The organism is Anaerosporobacter sp., from assembly GCF_031551385.1.
Taxonomy (GTDB): Bacteria; Bacillota; Clostridia; order Lachnospirales; family Lachnospiraceae; genus Anaerosporobacter.
This window is the reverse complement of sequence record NZ_JAVBNS010000146.1, coordinates 16,278-35,881: the sequence shown is the minus strand read 5'-3', so window position 1 is coordinate 35,881 and position 19,604 is coordinate 16,278. Positions and strand designations below refer to the sequence as shown.

Below are 19,604 nucleotides of genomic sequence, written 5' to 3'. Positions count from 1 at the left end.
TCCAAACATGGTAAAATAGAATTAACCGACATCCATATCAGCTAATCCTACTTTCTCCCATTTTGCAATCTTTCTTAATTCTACAACATTATTCTGTCTTCGTCAATTAAATACCCCAGTTTTTACAAATCTTTCGTCCAACTACATCTCCATCTTCCGAAACAACACCGATGCCCCTATCGCAATTACCGCTGTAATAACAATCTCAACCAAAACCATTCCTAAGAATGCCACTTCCATAGTCACATAACGATTAAAGAAAATTAGCACCCAGATCCCTGCCCCAGCACATGCACACCAACCTATCATGCGCAACAACTGTTTTCCTATCGCCCCTACGGTATTGCCTAGCAACGCTTCACATAATACGCTTAGATATAATTTATTCGCTTGTAAGCATACATAGCATACGATACTTAAAACTACTGCCCCTATATTCATACGGCTAACAATCGCAACAGGTGCCACAATAAGCACTCCATTCACCAACGAACGAATATGTTCCATCAACGTTGCATACCATAACTTCCTAATTGAAGAGTCTGGTATCAGATAGGTATATGGATTCTCCAGTTCCTTTAACCACTTCATAGAAGAGCCAGCGAAAATCAAGGTACAATATGCTCCTGCTCCCGCTGTTATTACCAGTGCTTTCTCTCTAACTTCTGCATCTTTTGCTAGGAACGCAATCAACACACCAATTCCAAGGCATAACAAGTTATAAAATCCAAAGATAAAGAAACGTTTTTTCTTATATTCAAGAAGTTGTCTATAAAAGATTGCTTTACCATAATTTCCTTTATAGGTAATCGTTGATGCTTTCAATTTTGCCTTTTTACCACCAACGAACGCAACTTCACCCTTTTTACTGCGTTCTCTTGCCACTTCATAATCGTCCGCATATTTCATCGCATCTTCATAGAATAAACCGACACATTTCATACGGTAAGCGCAAATCAAAAGTACAATTGCTGATAGTATGTACAAGCAGGTGCAGATTACATTTACCGTCGTTGCTCCTAGGAATAGTAAGCGGTAACACGCAATACTCCAACCAATAATTGGCACAAATTGAAGATAAGCACTACCGAAAAATGGCTCCACAAACGCTAGACTCTTATCATATTGCACGAATAACACTATCGCAATTACTACAATTGCAGCTATAAATAATAATAAGCCTTTTCTCAAACACGCTAACGTTCTTTCACTTAATCGCTCATTTCCATACAGAATAATCATCAAACTAATCTCTAATGTATTCTCCAGAACCTGACTCACTAAAAAGTATAGAATCATCTTATACAGCGGTATATGAAACCATATAACTCCAAGCGGAACTGTAATTAAACCTATGATAAAACTCATGATAAGATTTCTAATATAAGCATATACCAGCACAGACTTTGGCGCTATCGGTGCTACAAACATAAGATGCACATCACTCTTCTTAAAGACTAATCCTTTTCTCTTTGCAAATGTTATCAGATTTACCGGCATAAAAAACACCGTAAACATCGACACAATCGCAACGAATCCTTCTGTCATTCCAATTCCTGTTTTTTCAACCATGTTTTGAAAGGTAATAAACATCCATACAAAATATGCAATTACAAGAATACAATATAGGACTGTAACAGGTTTTTTCACTGATTTCTTAACTTGATTTTTAAATGTTGTTTTATAAAGGTATCGTATCGCCTCCATTACTCTTCACCACCTGTCACTTGGAAGAATAATTCTTCTATATCCTGATTTTCTGCCTGTTCCTTCGTGTATGTAGCAAGAATTTTCCCTTTATTCATAACAAACATGATATCCCACAGTTCTTTAACCATTTCTAGCATATGTGTACTGATAAGGACGGTAACACCATCTTCCTTTAATTCGCGTATTACCTCTTTTAATTCTTTAATCGCTTTCGGATCGAGTCCAACCATTGGTTCATCAAGCAGAATTACTTTCGGTCTAATTGCTAATGCACAACAGATACTCACTTTCTGCATCATTCCTTTTGATAATTCATTCCCTAGCTTATCCTGCTTATCATGTAGCTCAAATCGTTCCAATAGACTCTCTATATACTCCTCGTTATCTTTCATTCCATACGCCTTACATATGAATGTAATATGCTCTCTTACCGTTAAGTTTTCATATAATACTGGTAGTTCTGGAACATAGGCAAATATTTTCTTCGCTTCAATTGTCAATGCCGGCGTATCTTGAATCATAATTTTACCGCTATATCGTAGCAACCCTGCAATACTCTTTATAACGGTAGATTTTCCCGCACCATTTGGTCCTAATAAAATCCCTACCGTTCCATCTGGTATCGTTAAATCAACTTCATCTACCGCAAGTAACTTTCCAAATTTCTTTGATAATTGATTAATTGTTAACATAAGTTCCTCCTCTATCTCTCATTCATTCTTTTCTATTATACACAGAAATTTGTATGAAGTCTTTAAATTAAGATTAAAATAAATCCAAACTGTACCAATTTTGACACCAATTACTAATTATAACTTGTTATAATGATGTAGAACATTGAAGTAACCAAGATATTATTGATATATGACGTTACGTAATTGAATTTTAGGAGGAAGAAAAGATATGAAAAAGAATTTTGTTAAGAAAACACTTGCATCTACACTTGCATTAGCGATGGTAGCAACTGCAATGCCTGCAGCATTCACTACTGCATCTGCTGCAGCATCACCTGCATTAAACAAAACTGCTAAAACAATTTACATCAACAAGGACAATGAATTAGGAAATTCTTATACATTCAAAGTAAACAACCAAGTAGCAAAATCTACTTATGCTTGGTCATCATCTAATAAAGCGAAAGCTACTGTAACTTCTAAAGGTGTTGTTACAGCAGCAACTACAACTGGTAATGTTACAATCTCTTGTAAAATCACTTTACCAACAAAGAAAACAAAAACATTAAAAGCAACTGTAACAGTGAAGGAAAATGCGAATAAAGTTTGGATTAGTAATCCTACTACAGCAGCAATTGGTATTGGCGTAGATTCTTATGACTTTAATAGCTCATTCTCAACAGCTTCTGGTGCAAAAGCAACCGACTCTAGAACTTGGCAAATCGATGAAGCAACGAATACTGCTGGCGCAACAATCAATAGCTCAAACGGTAAAGTAACTACTACAAAACCTGGTTCTTTCAAAGTTCGTGTTGTTGCTTTCCAAAACAAAACAAAATTAGCGCAAGGCGATTCACAAACAACAGTATCTGACTGGTTAACAGTTAATGTTGTATCTTCTTTATTAAACATCAGACAAACTAGTACTACTAAAATTGATTTAACTTTTGATGCTAATATGAAGGATGTTCTAAAAAAAGAAAACATAGGCATTAGAAATAAAACTACGAACCTAGTATATCCAGTTAATACAGTTGCATTCTCAGATGACGGAAAAACTGTTACTGTTGAAACTTACTCTGCTTATGTAGATGGCTATACTTATGTGTTATCTTACGATGGAAAAGACACTGATTTCACTACAACTGTTGGTGAAGTTGCGACTATCGAAGTAAAAACTGTTCAAGTAATTGAAAACAAAGCTACCGTAATTGAATATGTATTAAAAAATGCAAACGGCGTAGACATTACAGATATTAAGAAATCTTCAGTAACAATCGAAGAAGTTGAAAGCAACAACAGTTGGTACAATCCTGCTGATGGAACACTTACTATCTTCAACAAAGGAACACAAGCAACGTTAAAATTCACTTACCATACTTACCAATATAACTCATCTGCTCAAGAAATAGGTGCTTTATCTGTAACAGCTGTTATCACTGCTGTTGAAGAATCTGCTGCAACAGTTGGTAACTATGATAGATATGTAATCACAGACCAAACTTCTGTAAATTGGGATAAAGTAACCACAACTAGCAACATAATCTGCGTTGGCGAAAGCATGAATTTATTCCTTAAAGCTGTTGATTCTACGAACACTGCTTTGACAGGTCTTACTTTCGAATCTGGTAATGATAGCATCCTACTTGCATCTACTGATGGTGACCACGCTTCCTTGTATGCTATCAAAGAAGGTTCCACTTATGTAATTGTTAAAAATGCAAAAGGCACTACACTTTGGTCTCTACCTGTAGTTATTAAATCACAAAGAACTGCTACTCGTATTACCTTAGCGAAAACTTCAACTCAATTAGTAACTAACACCGATATTTCCCAAGATACGATTGCCTTTACCGTTCAAGACCAATATGACAACGCAATCAAATCATCAAGTAACTTTGTTGATATTACAGCTCTTGGCACTTACAAAACAACAGAACCAACTCTTTACTCTGATGGTTCCAACATTATTGTAGATGCTAAATATGCTGATCCTGGTACTTACCAATATAAGATTGCTTTATCAAATAGTACGGTAGCCACTGTATTAAGCGTAGTTGTTGTGGCAAAACCTACTACTGCTGTAAGCGCTTATAAACTAGATGTCGCAGCAAACACCGTTGATGCTGTTGTAGACGAAGATACTACTGCTGCAAAATCTATTTCTGTTAAATTACTTGGTTATGCAAATGGCCTTGCAGTTGAAAACGCAGTTGCTACTTTCACCGTAACTGGACCAAATAGTTATAGCAGAACTTATACTTCTGCATTTGATTTCGAATATGTAACTATTTCTGGTAATACAATTACCAAATTAGATAGAGGTACTTATACAATCACTGCTGAGAAAGACGGCAAAGTTGTCGATAAGAAAGTTATCCTTGTATCCGACTCTCAAATTGCACCAACTGTAATTCTTAATAAAACAACTTACTCTTATACTGGTACAATTGATAAAGCCGCTGTATTAGCAGCTATCAAAGAGATTTCTACTGTTAAGAGCAATACAGGAAAAACATTATCAATTACTGATGTTGAATACACTCCAAACGGTTCTTCTGTATATATTAAGTCTGTAACTGTAGAAGAAAACTTTAACGGAAGCTCTTTAATGCACTCTGTAGCTGTTGCAAGAACAATTACAATCAAATAGTAATGTAACTTATTTTATTTAATAACACAAAAAATCCCTCAGTCAATGACAATTCTGACCGAGGGATTTTTTGGTGTCACTTTTGGTGTCATCAAACATTGAATTTTCATGCAATTCATGATATGGTTACACTATACTTTCTATAAGATTTCACAGAATTGGGCATACTACATTACATCTACGATTAATCTAACAATTTGGAGGTAATAAAATATGTCTGAAGAATGTATACAGCTACAGTCTGATGAACTTTTCGCTTCTGCTTTAAAACCAAAACTTCCCTCTGGAATTACAATGAGGAAAGATGGTCGTTACCAAGGTCGATTTACTTGTAATGGCAAACGATATACGCTTTACGACAAGAATCTACGAACATTAAAGAAACGTCTGGCAGATGCCAAATATGAGGCTGAACACGGATATTATTGTACTGGAGGACAAGTCACGCTTGAGAACTGGTATCAGACTTGGCTAGAAGAATACAAAAGTGTTGTTGTTAAGAACTCTACAATCTTACTTTACACTACTAGCTATGAACGCTATATTGCGAATTCTCTTGGCAATCGAAGACTCAAAGATATCCGTACAATTCACATTCAAAAACTCTATAACGATTTGCAAAAAAACGGTCTAAGTGTTGGAACCATTCAGATTGTCCACTCCGTTCTATTCAATATCTTCAAGCTTGCACTTAAGAATGATATTTTACTCAAAAACCCGTGTATTGGTGCAGAGATTCCACGAGAAGACAAGAAAGAACCTCGTGTATTATCCGCTAGGGAACAAGCGATTTTTTTAGAAAATATATGTGGTAATTACTATGAATCATTACTTAAAGTTGCACTTGGAACTGGACTTCGTATCGGTGAACTCCTTGGTCTTACTTGGGAAGATATTGATTTCAATACTTCAACAATCTCCATTACTCGCACACTTTTGTATATGAAAAACCGTCAAACTGGACATTACTGTTTTCAAGTACAGACACCAAAGAGCCATTCTAGTAAACGCATTGTTCCATTGATACCCTCTCTTGCTCTTTTATTAAAAGACCATAAGAAATATCAACATGTACTGCGTACAGCAAGAGGTCCTTTCTGGACACCGCTACCGAATATGGATAACTTAGTCTTTACAACGAAAAATGGTACGCCAATTCAAGAGGTATATATCGTAAAATGCCTGAATACCGTTACAGAGAAAATCAATCGAATTGAACATCAGCAAGCCTTATACGAGAATAGAGACCCTATTCCTTTTGAGAAGATTACACCTCATACTCTTAGACACTCTTTCGCTACAAGAGCCTTTGAGAATGGCCTTGCTCCGAAAACGGTACAAGAACTATTAGGACACAGTAACATTAATTTAACTATGAATCTATATACTCATGTCACGCAAGATATCAAAGTACGTGAAATGGAAAAACTATATCATCTATTTCAATAATATAATACCGTAATATAATTAAAATTCTATGTGTTTCCTATGCAAGTGGTGTAAAACTGGTGTAATCACCTTGTTTTAATCAAATTTACCACTCTTGCTATCCCTTATCCTATAAGGGATTCTTAACTCCTGATCTAGACATTATGAAAGATTATATTTCATAATGTTTCGCTACCTACCAATTATAGCAAGCAATCTCCAACAAACGCTTTAAATTGTGCATTCATTCAGATTATTCACATCAATGCAATTCAAAGCCCAACCAGTTTTGACACCAATTTGTAAAAAGCAACTTGTTATCGTAGTAGCAAACATTGAAGTTACCATGTAAACGAATTTAAGTAACAAACATAATACTAATACACAATGTTACTTAATCGAATTTCAGGAGGAAGAAAAAATATGAAAAAGAATTTTGTAAAAACAACACTTGCATCTACACTTGCACTAGCTATGGTAGCTACAGCAATGCCAGCAGCTTTCACTACTGCATCTGCAGCAGCAGCCCCTGCATTGAACAAAACAGCTAAGACAATCTATATCAATGAAAATGCTCTTGGAAGTTCATACGACTTTAATATCAAAAACAAAGTGTCTGGCTCTAAATACGCTTGGACAACTTCAAACAAAGCGATTGCTACTGTAAATGCACAAGGTCTTACAAAAGCAGCTACAAAAACTGGTACAGCAACAATTACTTGTAAAATCACATTACCAACTAAGAAAACAAAAACTTTAAAAGCTACTGTAACAGTAAAAGAAAATTCTGATAAAGTTTGGATTAAAAATGTTCCAACTACTACAATTGGTATTGGTGCAGAAGCTTACGATTTTGATAGTTCATTCTCAACAGCTTCAGGTGCGAAAGCAACAGACTACAGAATGTGGGAAATTGACGAAGCTAGCAACACTGCTGGTGCAACAATTCACAAAACAAATGGTAAAGTAACTACTACAAAAGCTGGTTCATTCAAAGTTAGAGTTGTAGCTTACCAAAACAAAGCAGAATTAGCAGCTGGTAATACAAGAGTATCAGAATGGTTAACAGTTAATGTTGCTTCTTCATTACAATCTGTTGCACAAACTTCTACAACTAAGGTTGCTGTAACTTTTGATGATAATATGAAAGATATCGTTAAAGCTGAAAACTTTGCAATCAAGAACAAAACTACAAATGTTGTTTCTTCTGTAAAAGGCATCACGTTCTCAGATGATGGTAAGGTTGTTACTATTGAAACTTACGCTTCATACGCAGATAGCGCTACTTATGTATTAACATACGGCGAAAAAGACTATGAATTCGGTACAACAATTGGTGATGTTGCATCTATCGAAGTTAAAACTGCTACTGTAGTTGAAAACAAAGCTACTGCTGTTGAATATGTATTAAAGAATGCAAATGGCGTAGATATTACAGATCTTAAGAAATCTTCTGTAACAGTTGAAGAAGTTGATAGCAAAGATAGCTGGTATAATTCAGCTGATGGAACACTTACTATTTTCAACAAAGGTAGTCAAGCAAAATTAAAATTCACTTACCATACTTACAAATATGACGTAGCTGGTAACGAAGAAGGTGCGGTATCTGCTGAAGCTGTTATTACTGCAGTTGAAGAATCTTCTGCAACAGTTGGAGAATATAAGAATTATGTAATCACTGATAAGGCTTCTGTTAATTGGGATAAAACAACAGCAAACAGCAACGTAATCTGCGTTAACGAAAGTGGCATGAACTTATTCTTAAAAGCAGTTGACTCAACTAAAGCAGATGTAACTGGACTTACATTTGAATCAGGTAACGAAAATCTTCTATTAGTATCTACTGAGGATGACCACGCTTCTCTATACGCTGTAAAAGAAGGTTCAACAGTTGTAGTTGTTAAGAATTCAAAAGGTGCTGTACTTTGGACTTTACCTGTAGTAATCAAAGCAGAAAGAAAAGCAAATTCTATCTCATTAGCTAAGAATACAACTACATTAGTAACTAGTACTGATATTGCTAAAGATAACATTGCTGTTTCAATCAAAGACCAACATGGAGATGCTTTCCAAGTAGAAGGTAACTTCGCTAAACCAGTAGCTGTTACAACTTACAAGACAACAGAACCAGTTGTTGATTTAGAAGGTACAAACGTTACTGTAGATGCTACTGCTGCTGATCCTGGTACTTACCAATACAAGGTTGCTCTTGCTAACGATGCTACTAAAGTTGCTGTATTAACAGTAGTTGTTAAAGAAAAACCTTCAGCAGATGTAAGCTCATACAAATTAGAAGTTGCTAAAAACACAGTTGATACTGCAATCGACGGAGACACAGATGCTTCTAAATCTGTAGCTGTTAAATTAGTTGGTTATGCAAGTGGTCTTGCAATTGAAAACACAAATGCCGACTTCACTATTACTGGACCTAATAATTATTCTGATACGAAAAAAGGTGCTTTTGACTTTGAATATGTAACTGTTTCTGATAAAAAGATTACTAAATTAGAAAAAGGAACTTATACAATTATCGCTGAAAAAGATGGTAAAGTTCTTGCTAAAACAACTATCGTTGTTAGTGATTCTCAAGTTGCTCCAACTGTAGCTCTTAACAAGACAACTTACTCTCACACAGGTGAAATTGATGATGCCGCTGTATTAGCAGCTATGCAAGAAATCGCTACTGTTAAGAGTTCTACTGGAAAAGAATTAAAAGTTTCAGATAGTGTTGGTATCACTAATGTTAGCTATACAAAGAATGGTTCTTCTGTATACGTTAAAACTGTAACTGTAAAAGAAAACTTCGGTGAAAACAGCTTCGAGCATACTGTAACTGTTGGAAGAACTATTACACTTAAATAATTTAACTCCTAAAAAGTAATAAATATGATTCTACACTAAAGATTAGATATAATTAGATATACAGAAATCCCCCAAGTAAAGAGTTCTTTCTTCTCTTACTTGGGGGATATTCTAGTTTAACCTATTGTTTTTTAATACCTCTAACTATTCTATTACATGCAAATCCTGTTCCTAGTACAATCCAAAACAGGGGAGCCACCGCAATAGAAGAATCGTTGATAATTCCCGATAACATATACCCTAGTACTCCTATGAACAAGAACACGCCCATTTGCTCCATATAGCTGTCAAACGTCGATTTACGGTACAATTTGATACAATCGATTGCATAGATTATAAATACCGCAATAAATAGGATACAAGACACTACGCCTGTTTGAATCGCTATTTGAAGATATAAGTTATGTGGTTTTGTAATAACTTGATTTTCAAAACCCGAATTTTCTTTTCCAATGTAATCCTCTTGTGGGAACTCATATACGAAGGTATTTGGACCGCAACCAATCAATACATTATCTTTTAGTAAAGGAATCGACTTTGACCATATAAATCCTCTACCTGTGAATAATCGCGCATGATTTTGAAACAAAGACGATTCAGAAATCATACAATTTGATAAACGTCCCCACTTATTAATATATAGATAGCCAGCTTCGCCATCTGCACTTTTAAAATAACGTGTCACATTATCAATAACTAATTCACAACCAAGCGTTCCATTCTCATCAACAAAAAATGGCTTTACTGATAATCCATTAAATGCTTCATCAACCATGGTAAAAATCATTGAACTTTCATCAAAAGAAGTACCATATATATTTCCTTCTGAATCTTTCAAAAGACATAACAGTTTTCATTCCGAATCATACTCACACTGAAGAAAAATTGTCTTGTTATTATATTCAATACGAATATATTCCTCTGTCGTTTCTATACCTTGCAATGCAGCTTGACTCTCTTCTGTTATAAAAGCATTCTTTATTGCATTCAAGTACGCATTATGTTGTGCCATATTAATGATAAAGAAGGCAATAACAGCAACAACTCCTATCGCAACAAACATCTTCATATGCTTCATAAATCGTTTTCTGAAGAATAGTAATAGCACAGCAACCGTAATAATAACTACAAGTAAACCTGTCTTTGATTGCGCTCCAAACAAGCAGATTAGCAATAACACAGACAGTACACCCGCTATAATACGTGGCTTCTTCTCTTTTGCAAATAATGTTACTCCTAATGTAATTGGGAAAAACAGTGTTACATATACACCAACATAGTTAGGATTAAACAAAGTTGAATATACACGATTTTTTTCAAATGTAAACGTAAAGTTATCTAGGTTGTCCCAAATTTCACGATTCGTTATAAGCATCTTACCAAGCGTAGTACGGGCTGGATCAAGCGATAATGCTTGCAACACACCAATCACTACTATAATAGCGATTCCTATTGAGGAAAACTTAACTAATCTACGTATATCTTCCTCTTTTGTAATTATTATATAGGCATAATAAGTAAGTAAACAATATACTAACCAAACCCACATTGGCTCAAAATGATCATAGCCTCCATTTAGCGCTATATCCTTATGCCCTGACATCAATGTAGATATCACAACAAGTCCACAAAAAGCAAGTAACAGCCATTGCCATATAGGTGCTTTTTCTTTTTTCTTTGCACTTACTCGTTGATATATCGCCATGAATAATATAATTGCACCTACTACCATCAAGATAACGCTTTTCCAGTACAAGAAGAAATCCGCGCTTAGCTCTTCCCATATATACCATGGATAATTCGTAATATCATTTTGATAATTATGCTGATGTATAATCAATGGAAAAATCGTCACAAGAAAGAGAAGCGGTAGAAGAAAATTGTTCTTCTTACTCGCTTTTGCCTTCTTATATCTCGGTTCAGCATCCGAGGTTTTGTTCGAATTATATGACATTGCAGTATCTCCTTTGCATAGTCTGTATTAGATTCATTATAATTTAGTCCTAATACTTAAAAAGAAAGACCACTAACTTAGTGGTCTTTCTCTATATCTCACCTAAGTAAACTTAGATTATTTTGCAGGTTTGTAAGTAAGAGTTCTGTTAACTAATACTTTTTGCTCTACTTTAATTTCTTTACCATCAGCGTTAGTAAATGTAACATAAACTTTTACTGAGTTAACATAAACTTGGTTTCCACCTTTAAGTTCAACTACGTCAACGCTATTGATAGCACTAATTACATTACCAGCTGCATCTTTGATTACTACACAATCTTTGATTGCATCTTCAATTGTTGTTGCTTCTGTAGAAGTCTTTTCAACTTTTGCAGTTGGAGCTACTTGTGAGTTATCAACTTTGAATGAAGTAGTTCCTACTACTGTATCTTTACCATCTTCATTTTTTACAGATACAGTTACTTTGTAAGCACCTGTAGTTGCTGTAGTTGCAATACCAGTTTCTTCATCTACAGTAATAAATTGGAATGAAGCGCTTGTAGCTGTAGCATCAACATCAAATGTTTTGTCATATCCTTGACCAGTAATTGTTACTTTAGCTGTTGGATATTTTGCTTGAATACCAGCGATTGATTCAATAACATTAACTGTTACAGCCTTACCAGCTACTGTTGTATCAGCATTAACAACTGCATCTACAGTATTCGAAGATAATTGAATAGAGTAAGATGATTTTCCTGTAGTAGGAACATCTTTAACTGTTACTGTTAATACTGTTTTCTTAGTTGAATCAGCTTTTAAGTTAACGATATATTGATAATCTCCTGCTTTTGCAGCTGTAGCATTGATATCTAATTTATTACCATCTACTGATACAACAGGTGCACCAACATATGTTGTTTTAGCTGGATTTACATCAACTACATCTGCATTAACTGCATAGTCATCACCATGTTGATCTTTAACTTTGATTTCTACTGTTTTGTTAGCAAGTGTAGCTGAGTTAGATACTGTAATAGTATTTGATACAAGAGAAATAGCATTAGCTTTTCTTGCAGCTTTAATTACTACTGGTAAGTTCCAAAGAAGTTTTCCGTCTTTTTTAACAAGAACAGTTGTAGAACCTTCTTTAATAGCTACTAATCTAGCGCCTTCACCTTGAGTATCTACCATTAATACTTCATCGTTTCCAGATTCAAATGTTAATCCAGTAATTTGAACTTTTGCTGAATCTACTCCGTATACGAATAAGTTTTTATCTTCACCAACACAGATTACGTTGTTAGTAGTAGCTTTACTCCAGTCTGCAACTTTTGCATCACTAGTGATTACATATTTATCATAGTTACCAACTGTAGCTACTGGTTTTTCAGCACAAACGATTACTGCTGTAACAGTTTTAGCGCCTTCTTCGTTTCCAGTTGAATCATATTTGTATGTATGGTATGTTAATTCAACTGTAGCTTTGCTATCTTTGTTAAAGATTGTGATGCTAGAACCATCTAACCAACCATCTTTATTTTCAATTTCTTTAATTGTTACATCTGATTTTTTAACATCTGTAATATCTACACCGTTAGCATTTAATAATCTGTATGCGATTGGAGTAGCAATTCCTGGTTCAACAGTTGTAGTATCTACAACGATTGAATCAACTTCGCCGATTGTTGCACCAAATTCGATTTCAGTACCAGCATAAGCTAATGTATAAGTTGTAGCATCGTTAAGTGCTCCGTATAATACTACAGTAACAACTTTACCATCTTCAGAGAAAGAAAGTTCTTTAACTGCTGATACTACGTTGTTTGTTTTGTTTGTAACGATGAAATCAGCAGCTTTAACTGTATCTTTCATGTTATCATCAAATGTTACATTGATTTTAGAAGTAGCTGATTGTTTAACTTCTTTTATAGAAGCAACAACATTAACTGTTAACCAATCTGTATCTAATGTATCATTTGCAGCTAATCTAGCATTGTTTTGGAATGCTCTTACTCTAACTTCGAATTTACCAGCTTTAGTAGTAGTTACTTTACCGTTTTTAGAGTTAATTGTTGCACCTGCAGTGTTTGTTTCGCCTTCTTTAATTTCCCAAGTTCTGTAGTCAGTTGCTTTAGCACCTGAAGCAGTTGAGAATGTACTGTCGAAATCGTAAACATCTGCACCGATACCGATTGCTGCTTCTGGAGCATTCTTAACTTTGATTTCTGTAGCATTTTCTTTAACTGTTACAGTAGCTTTTAAAGTTTTAGTTTTCTTAGTTGGTAAAGTGATTTTACAAGAGATTGTAACATTACCAGTTGTTTTTGCAGCTTTAACTACACCTTTAGAAGTTACAGTAGCTTTTGCTTTGTTTGATGATGACCAAGCATAAGTAGATTTAGCTACTTTGTTCTTTACTGTGAAAGTATAAGTACTTCCAATTGGATTTTCCTCATTGATGTAAATTGTTTTTGCTGTTTTGTTTAATGCTGGAGCTGCTGCTGCTGATGCAGTAGTGAAAGCAGCTGGCATAGCTGTAGCTACCATTGCTAATGCAAGTGTAGATGCAAGCGTTTTCTTAACAAAATTCTTCTTCATATTATTTCTTCCTCCTTAGATATACATGGGTCAAGCATTATATTTTCCGCGTTTCACAGATATTGGTGCAAATAACATTCATCCACTTGGATATGTAAGTGTTCCCTCAATCTATAAAACAGAATGAAATATAATCTTTCCAATAACAAGATGATTATAACAATATTCAATTCAAAGGTCAAGTATTTTCCATTAAATTTACTAGTTGTCATATTCCGTACAATGTTCCAACATATGCCAATCAAGCATATTTGAAACATGACTCTTCGTTTCATGTAAAGATTACATTTTGGTCAAGGACACTTTGTGAACATTCCTGTTCGAGATGTGATTTGCTGTATCCTTAACATGCTTATATAATGCACTTTGTTTGTGTCAATATTATGTCACGCTTTTGTCATAACTAGATTATTTTCAGTCCTATTCTATATCTAATTGCCTTATTTCTATCACTCTACATAGTCATATATCTACGTAACCCTAGAGTTTCTCTAGCATTACGGCTATATGCCACCCCCGTTGCTACTAATAACTCTATTTACATTTTGTTATGTATTTTTTATAATACATTCCATTTTCCCATATCGAATCCAGCATAAAAAAAGTGGCAAGATACATTCTCTACTCTGCACCTTGCCACTTTCTTCTATATAAATGATATATCTTTCAGTATATTCCATATACCATCTTGCTATTATTTTATTATTTCAACTTTAAGATTGCTTCAACTGTAGCTTGCATCTTATCTGAATCACAAACCATGTCATGAAGAACTTTAGCACTTCTAATATCTTCAATTGCTTCTGGTACTTCTACTTTTGCAATTTCACTTAATTCATCCACAAGTTCAAAATCTGTCATTGAAGCATATTTCTTATCAATCGCTTCCATTACGCTTCTTGTGAATTTGTATGGGCTTGCTGTTGATGCGATGACTGCTTTTGTTTCATCTTTGCTAGTTGCTACATAATCTTTGAATACTGCTGCTGCAACTGCTGTATGTGTATCAATTACATAACCAGTCTTTTCGTATAAGTCACGAATTGTTTCTGCTGTTTTTGCTTCGTCTGCATATCCACCAATGAAATCTGCAAGTTCTGCTTTCATATCATCTGTAATGTCATATACACCTGCACTTGATAATGCAGTCATAAGATCTTTTGTTTTGGCAGCATCACTTCCTGCTATTTTATAGATTAATCTCTCTAAGTTACTTGAGATTAGGATATCCATTGATGGTGATGTTGTTAAGATGAAATCTCTGTTTCTATCATATGTTCCTGTTTGGAAGAAATCATATAATACTTTGTTATCATTAGAAGCACAGATTAGCTTTCCAATTGGTAATCCCATGTTCTTTGCATAGTATGCTGCTAAGATATTTCCGAAGTTACCTGTAGGTACTACAACATTCATCTTTTCGCCATTTGCAATTTCTTCGTTTGCAAGTAAACGGCTATATGCATATACATAGTATACGATTTGTGGTACTAAACGACCGATATTAATTGAATTTGCTGAAGAGAATTGGTATCCGGCATCTTCCATTACTTTTGCAAGGTCTTTATTATTAAACATATCTTTTACACCAGTTTGGGCATCATCAAAGTTTCCGCTGATTCCAACAACATATGTGTTGTCACCCTTTTGTGTAACCATTTGTTTTTCTTGAATTGGACTTACTCCATCTTTAGGATAGAATACAATAATCTTTGTTCCTTCTACATCTGCGAAACCTGCTAAAGCTGCTTTACCAGTATCTCCTGATGTAGCTGTAAGGATTACGATATCATTCTTTACTTCGTTCTTCTTTGCTGATGTTGTTAAAAGATGTGGTAAGATTGATAATGCCATATCTTTGAACGCAATTGTAGAACCATGGAATAATTCTAAGTAGTATGCACCGTCAGCTTTTACTAATGGAGCAATTTCTTCTGTATCAAATTTTGAGTCATATGCTTTGTTAATGCAATTCTTTAACTCATCATCTGTAAAATCAGTCAGGAATAATCGCATAACTTCATAGGCAGTTTCTTGGTAATTAAGTTTTGCTAACTCATCAAGTGACATAGTTAATTTTGGTATAGAAGTTGGTACAAATAAGCCTCCATCATCTGCTAGCCCCTTTAATATTGCCTGTGATGCTGTTACTGTTACATCTTCACTTCTTGTACTTTTGTATAAGAGATTCATCTTCGCTCATTCCTTTTCTTAATTTATTTATAAAAATATATAGTTTCATAATGCTCAAGTTGCATTATACCACGTATCTTGCCATAGAACAATCTTAAATCCTTATTTTTCTACTGAACGCATTATACCACATCGCACTACTACAGTAAAGTGCAAAGTAAGAGAAAACGGTAAGGAATTCGTCCTTACCGTTAATCTCTTACTTATAAAATTCGTGACCGCCATATTTGAATAGCCATGTCAGATTGTTATCAAACCAACTCATGCTACTCTTTTTGGCTTTACTTCTTGCCGAGAAATATAATGCCCCTTGTGATTCATCTTCGCCTTTTAGTACTCGTTCCACTGCCTCTTTTGTTGATTTTGAAACTTTTACGGACCAGTACCTTCCATCTGCGATTGGTGAGAATTGAACTGTCTTTCCATTCTTTTGGAATACCACTTCTTTCACCGTATCTGGGAATTGGCTACTCTTCACACGATTTAGTATTACATTAGCTACTAGCATTTTTCCTTTAATATCTTCGCCTGTCGCTTCGGCTTCTACTATTCTAAGTAATACTTCTTTTTGCTCAGTTCCTAAACTAATCGTCTGAACTGCTTTTTCTTTTTTCTTTTTGCTTGCAGCTGCTTTCTTTTTTGTCTCCGTTTTTTCTTGACTCTTTGTTGTAGTTTTTTCCTCTACAACCACCTGTTCTTCTGTCTTCTTGTTTTCTTCTGATTCTTTCTCACTCTTATCTACTACATCTTCGGTTACAACATCACTTGGAAAATCCTTCATTACGGTTTGTCCTAACAATGTTGTGCACTTATCTGCTGCAATAATCGTACTAGTTACGATTTGTAAGCTGTAGTATTCTGTACTCTCTGCGACTTCTCCTCCCAGCACATTCTGTGCTAATATATTGACGCTTTCATTCTCGGCTTGTATTTGTGCTTTTTTTGCTGTTTCTTCCTTTGCTAACTCGAAAGCTTCTGCTTCAACAGATGCGGCTTTCGCGTATGCTTCTGGCATTTTACCGCCTTTCGCAAACGAGCTGTCTGCACAAAGTACTAATATAACTGCTGCCATTGCATATGCTGTAATCATTAGGCATGATTTATAGCATTCAACACCAGAGTATTTCATATTTTCCTTTATGCGGTGAAGAAACGAGTGTATTTTTAGCATACATACGTCCTCTTTTCTAATTTTTTTTGTGCCCCGCCTAAGCACATTTGCATTATATCATCTAGTCATTTGATGTCAATAACTCCTTCTATATTTCGGAGAATACGATATCCACTTCCCATCATTTTGTAAATTCAAGTGCAGATTTTACCAATTAATCTTGTTAATTTTATGTGTTTTTTGTTTCATTTCACAACAACTAATTTAACATTTCCTTAATTAGTTATTAACTATTTTATGCGACAATTTTAGTTTTTATTCAATTTCTTAGTAGTTATTTTTATTTCACTCATAATAAACCTCCTTTTTTTTAGTTTTTTCTATATTTTTTCCTCCTTATTGCAATAAATTCTATTTAACAAGTTGTTAATAATTATATTCACAACTTCATAATAATATAACACTTTTTCAAGTTATTATTTGATTCCAAGTCATGTTGCACGCTGCAAGTCTATGGGCTAACAACGCATAACAACCAAGAATCTTGCTTCTTGCGTTGAACTCACATCTTCCTTATGTTATACTCTGACTGAGGTGATTACTATGCCATTACTGCCTGGTGTTTACCAAGCTACAAAAAAAGATGGAACAATTTATTATCGTACTTCATTTACATATAAGAACAAACATATAAGTCTAGGAAGTTATCCTACCCCTGAGGAATCTCACAATGCTTACCTAGAAGCAATTACGATAACAAAGGATTTATCTATTACATTAGATTCCTACAATCGTAAGAAGCATATCCTCGCATTTGATAAATGGGTTGTACTAATAAACTTTCGTGATAACGGGCTATACTTTAAAAATCCAATCTACTTAAAGAATCAATACTTTCTCTACTATCTGAATCATAAAGTGATTCTCAAGTTTGATGTTGATGACTTGTTCTATTACTCTAATCACAAAATTATGCAACGTGGAAACCACCTTTTTGTTGCTGATTACGGTATGCAGGTTAGTCTGCTTTCTCGATACGGTATTCACAGTTTCTCCGTTCCAGACAAAGACTATCGATTCATGAATGGAGATAACACGGATTATCGCTATGGTAATATAGAAATTATAAATCGTTATATGGGTGTACGCAAAGAATCAGAGAGTGGTCTTAGCCAATACATAACAAAGATTCATCTTGTAGGTGATTTTATTGTAGGAAGATATCCTACGGAGATCGAAGCTGCTGTTGCATATAACAAAGCAGTCAACTTTTTAAAAGAGAACGGTATTGAAAAGAATTTTGCTACAAACTATGTGGAAGAGCTTGATGCCATTGCTTATGCTTCTATGTATAGTCGTATTCGAATTAGCAGACATCTTAGGGAACATATCAATAGTTTAAACTCATTATCCTAGGACTTCTGTACTAATTCCACATACGAAACCCAATTTCAGTAATGACTTTTATAAATTAATTTGTTAAATTTCAATTTAGCACTATCTTTTTTGAAATTATGTGTTATAATTAACTTATATTTTTTCTTCTTCCATTTTCATAGTTCCAACAATGAAGCTATTTTAAAGGTTTTCATTGAAGTGAATGCGAATCACCAAGTGTATCTTCCTACACTTGGTGATTTTTTATTTCTTTATTCTATCTATGTTTCTTGTACTAAATCTAAGCAGAATTCCCCCCATCATCATCTGTACTACCACGCTGATTATTACCCAATGCTCTAGTACAAATGCATTGCATCTTCCTGCTCTGTTCATGTACTGAGCAAACAGACCTCCATTCCCTGTCTGTTCCATCAATAATGCTATCAATGTTATCAAAGGATTAGTTAAACATGGCATTCCTAATACTAACACTGTTCCAGTCACTAATAACAGCACCGTTGCATAACTTACTATCGTTGCTCTTACTGTCGTTTTACTAATGGACGAGAAAAACAATCCGATACTTCCAACAAATACAGCTTCTAGCAGACAGACCACTACATACATTACAATATCTATTATAGAGACGCCACCTACGCTAAACACAATTGCAAGTATTGGCAAGCTTGATACAATCAGAAGTAATATCATATTAACAGAAGCACTTAATTTCCCAATAATGATTGCTCCTGGTTTCTTATTGGCTATCATAAGGATATCAAACGTCTGCCGCTCCTTCTCACCTGTTATTGCACTCGCTGTAAGCGTTGGTACAATTAACAAAAGTAAAGCAAACTGAAATACTCCCATTAACGCATACAACGTCAATGTATCTTGGTATCTTGCCATTCCTACCTCTGGTTTCGCTCCATAAATCATAAAGAACGCAAGAATTAGTAGTACTGTAAGTCCAAGATTATAGCCTGCAACCAATAGCATCAATCTAGGTGAACGTGTACGGACTTTCTGTTCTTTCTTCAATATTGGATTATCCAT

The 19,604-nt window shown here is 34.7% G+C and carries 12 protein-coding genes; 4 read left to right on the top strand and 8 right to left on the bottom strand.

Going from position 1 to position 19,604, the window contains the following annotated elements:
• Window positions 1–141: 141 nt before the first annotated feature.
• Window positions 142–1,707, bottom strand: coding sequence for a putative ABC exporter domain-containing protein (locus RMR19_RS12205; protein ID WP_310603766.1), 1,566 nt, complete (start codon window positions 1,705–1,707; stop codon window positions 142–144).
• Window positions 1,707–2,402 carry an ABC transporter ATP-binding protein gene (locus RMR19_RS12200; RefSeq protein WP_310603765.1) on the bottom strand — a complete coding sequence of 232 codons (696 nt, stop codon included), beginning with the start codon at window positions 2,400–2,402 and terminating at the stop codon, window positions 1,707–1,709. The genes RMR19_RS12205 and RMR19_RS12200 overlap by 1 nt, the downstream gene beginning before the upstream one ends.
• A 211-nt stretch (window positions 2,403–2,613) precedes the next feature.
• Between RMR19_RS12200 and RMR19_RS12195 the strand changes: the two genes are divergently transcribed.
• The 3 genes from RMR19_RS12195 (at window position 2,614) to RMR19_RS12185 (ending at window position 9,327) form a co-directional block, all read left to right on the top strand.
• The gene (locus RMR19_RS12195; protein WP_310603764.1) at window positions 2,614–5,037 is read left to right on the top strand and encodes a hypothetical protein; all 2,424 of its coding nucleotides are present in this window, start codon (window positions 2,614–2,616) and stop codon (window positions 5,035–5,037) included.
• A 213-nt stretch (window positions 5,038–5,250) separates the two neighbouring features.
• Window positions 5,251–6,486 (top strand): tyrosine-type recombinase/integrase, encoded by a 1,236-nt coding sequence (locus RMR19_RS12190; RefSeq protein ID WP_310603763.1) that lies wholly within the window; start codon window positions 5,251–5,253, stop codon window positions 6,484–6,486.
• 402 nt (window positions 6,487–6,888) lie between these two features.
• Window positions 6,889–9,327 (top strand): hypothetical protein, encoded by a 2,439-nt coding sequence (locus RMR19_RS12185; RefSeq protein WP_310603762.1) that lies wholly within the window; start codon window positions 6,889–6,891, stop codon window positions 9,325–9,327.
• Window positions 9,328–9,448: 121 nt separating this feature from the next.
• Here RMR19_RS12185 and RMR19_RS12180 read toward each other — a convergent pair whose 3' ends face one another.
• The 5 genes from RMR19_RS12180 to RMR19_RS12160 form a co-directional block, all read right to left on the bottom strand.
• On the bottom strand, window positions 9,449–10,165 hold the full coding sequence (locus RMR19_RS12180; RefSeq protein ID WP_310603761.1) for an O-antigen ligase family protein: 717 nt from the start codon (window positions 10,163–10,165) through the stop codon (window positions 9,449–9,451).
• Window positions 10,166–10,180: 15 nt separating this feature from the next.
• Window positions 10,181–11,281: a hypothetical protein gene (locus RMR19_RS12175; protein ID WP_310603760.1), complete on the bottom strand. Its 1,101-nt coding sequence runs from the start codon at window positions 11,279–11,281 to the stop codon at window positions 10,181–10,183.
• Between the two features lie 117 nt (window positions 11,282–11,398).
• Window positions 11,399–13,864 carry a hypothetical protein gene (locus RMR19_RS12170; protein WP_310603759.1) on the bottom strand — a complete coding sequence of 822 codons (2,466 nt, stop codon included), beginning with the start codon at window positions 13,862–13,864 and terminating at the stop codon, window positions 11,399–11,401.
• 702 nt (window positions 13,865–14,566) lie between these two features.
• A complete protein-coding gene (gene thrC / locus RMR19_RS12165; protein WP_310603758.1) occupies window positions 14,567–16,057 on the bottom strand; it encodes a threonine synthase in 1,491 nt (496 codons plus the stop codon).
• A 199-nt stretch (window positions 16,058–16,256) separates the two neighbouring features.
• Window positions 16,257–17,228: a cell wall hydrolase gene (locus tag RMR19_RS12160; RefSeq protein ID WP_310603757.1), complete on the bottom strand. Its 972-nt coding sequence runs from the start codon at window positions 17,226–17,228 to the stop codon at window positions 16,257–16,259.
• A gap of 543 nt (window positions 17,229–17,771) precedes the next feature.
• Here RMR19_RS12160 and RMR19_RS12155 point away from each other — a divergent pair.
• The gene (locus RMR19_RS12155) at window positions 17,772–18,584 is read left to right on the top strand and encodes a hypothetical protein (RefSeq protein WP_310603756.1); all 813 of its coding nucleotides are present in this window, start codon (window positions 17,772–17,774) and stop codon (window positions 18,582–18,584) included.
• 225 nt (window positions 18,585–18,809) lie between these two features.
• Here RMR19_RS12155 and RMR19_RS12150 read toward each other — a convergent pair whose 3' ends face one another.
• Window positions 18,810–19,604 (bottom strand): ABC transporter permease, encoded by a 795-nt coding sequence (locus RMR19_RS12150; RefSeq protein ID WP_310603755.1) that lies wholly within the window; start codon window positions 19,602–19,604, stop codon window positions 18,810–18,812.

Coding starts and splice junctions, on each gene's coding strand:
- RMR19_RS12205 (WP_310603766.1), bottom strand. CDS start 1,707: ATGGAGGCGATACGATACCTTTATAAAACAACATTTAAAAATCAAGTT.
- RMR19_RS12150 (WP_310603755.1), bottom strand. CDS start 19,604: ATGGATAATCCAATATTGAAGAAAGAACAGAAAGTCCGTACACGTTCA.
- RMR19_RS12160 (WP_310603757.1), bottom strand. CDS start 17,228: ATGCTAAAAATACACTCGTTTCTTCACCGCATAAAGGAAAATATGAAA.
- RMR19_RS12185 (WP_310603762.1), top strand. CDS start 6,889: ATGAAAAAGAATTTTGTAAAAACAACACTTGCATCTACACTTGCACTA.
- RMR19_RS12175 (WP_310603760.1), bottom strand. CDS start 11,281: ATGTCATATAATTCGAACAAAACCTCGGATGCTGAACCGAGATATAAG.
- RMR19_RS12195 (WP_310603764.1), top strand. CDS start 2,614: ATGAAAAAGAATTTTGTTAAGAAAACACTTGCATCTACACTTGCATTA.
- thrC (WP_310603758.1), bottom strand. CDS start 16,057: ATGAATCTCTTATACAAAAGTACAAGAAGTGAAGATGTAACAGTAACA.
- RMR19_RS12190 (WP_310603763.1), top strand. CDS start 5,251: ATGTCTGAAGAATGTATACAGCTACAGTCTGATGAACTTTTCGCTTCT.
- RMR19_RS12200 (WP_310603765.1), bottom strand. CDS start 2,402: ATGTTAACAATTAATCAATTATCAAAGAAATTTGGAAAGTTACTTGCG.
- RMR19_RS12155 (WP_310603756.1), top strand. CDS start 17,772: ATGCCATTACTGCCTGGTGTTTACCAAGCTACAAAAAAAGATGGAACA.
- RMR19_RS12170 (WP_310603759.1), bottom strand. CDS start 13,864: ATGAAGAAGAATTTTGTTAAGAAAACGCTTGCATCTACACTTGCATTA.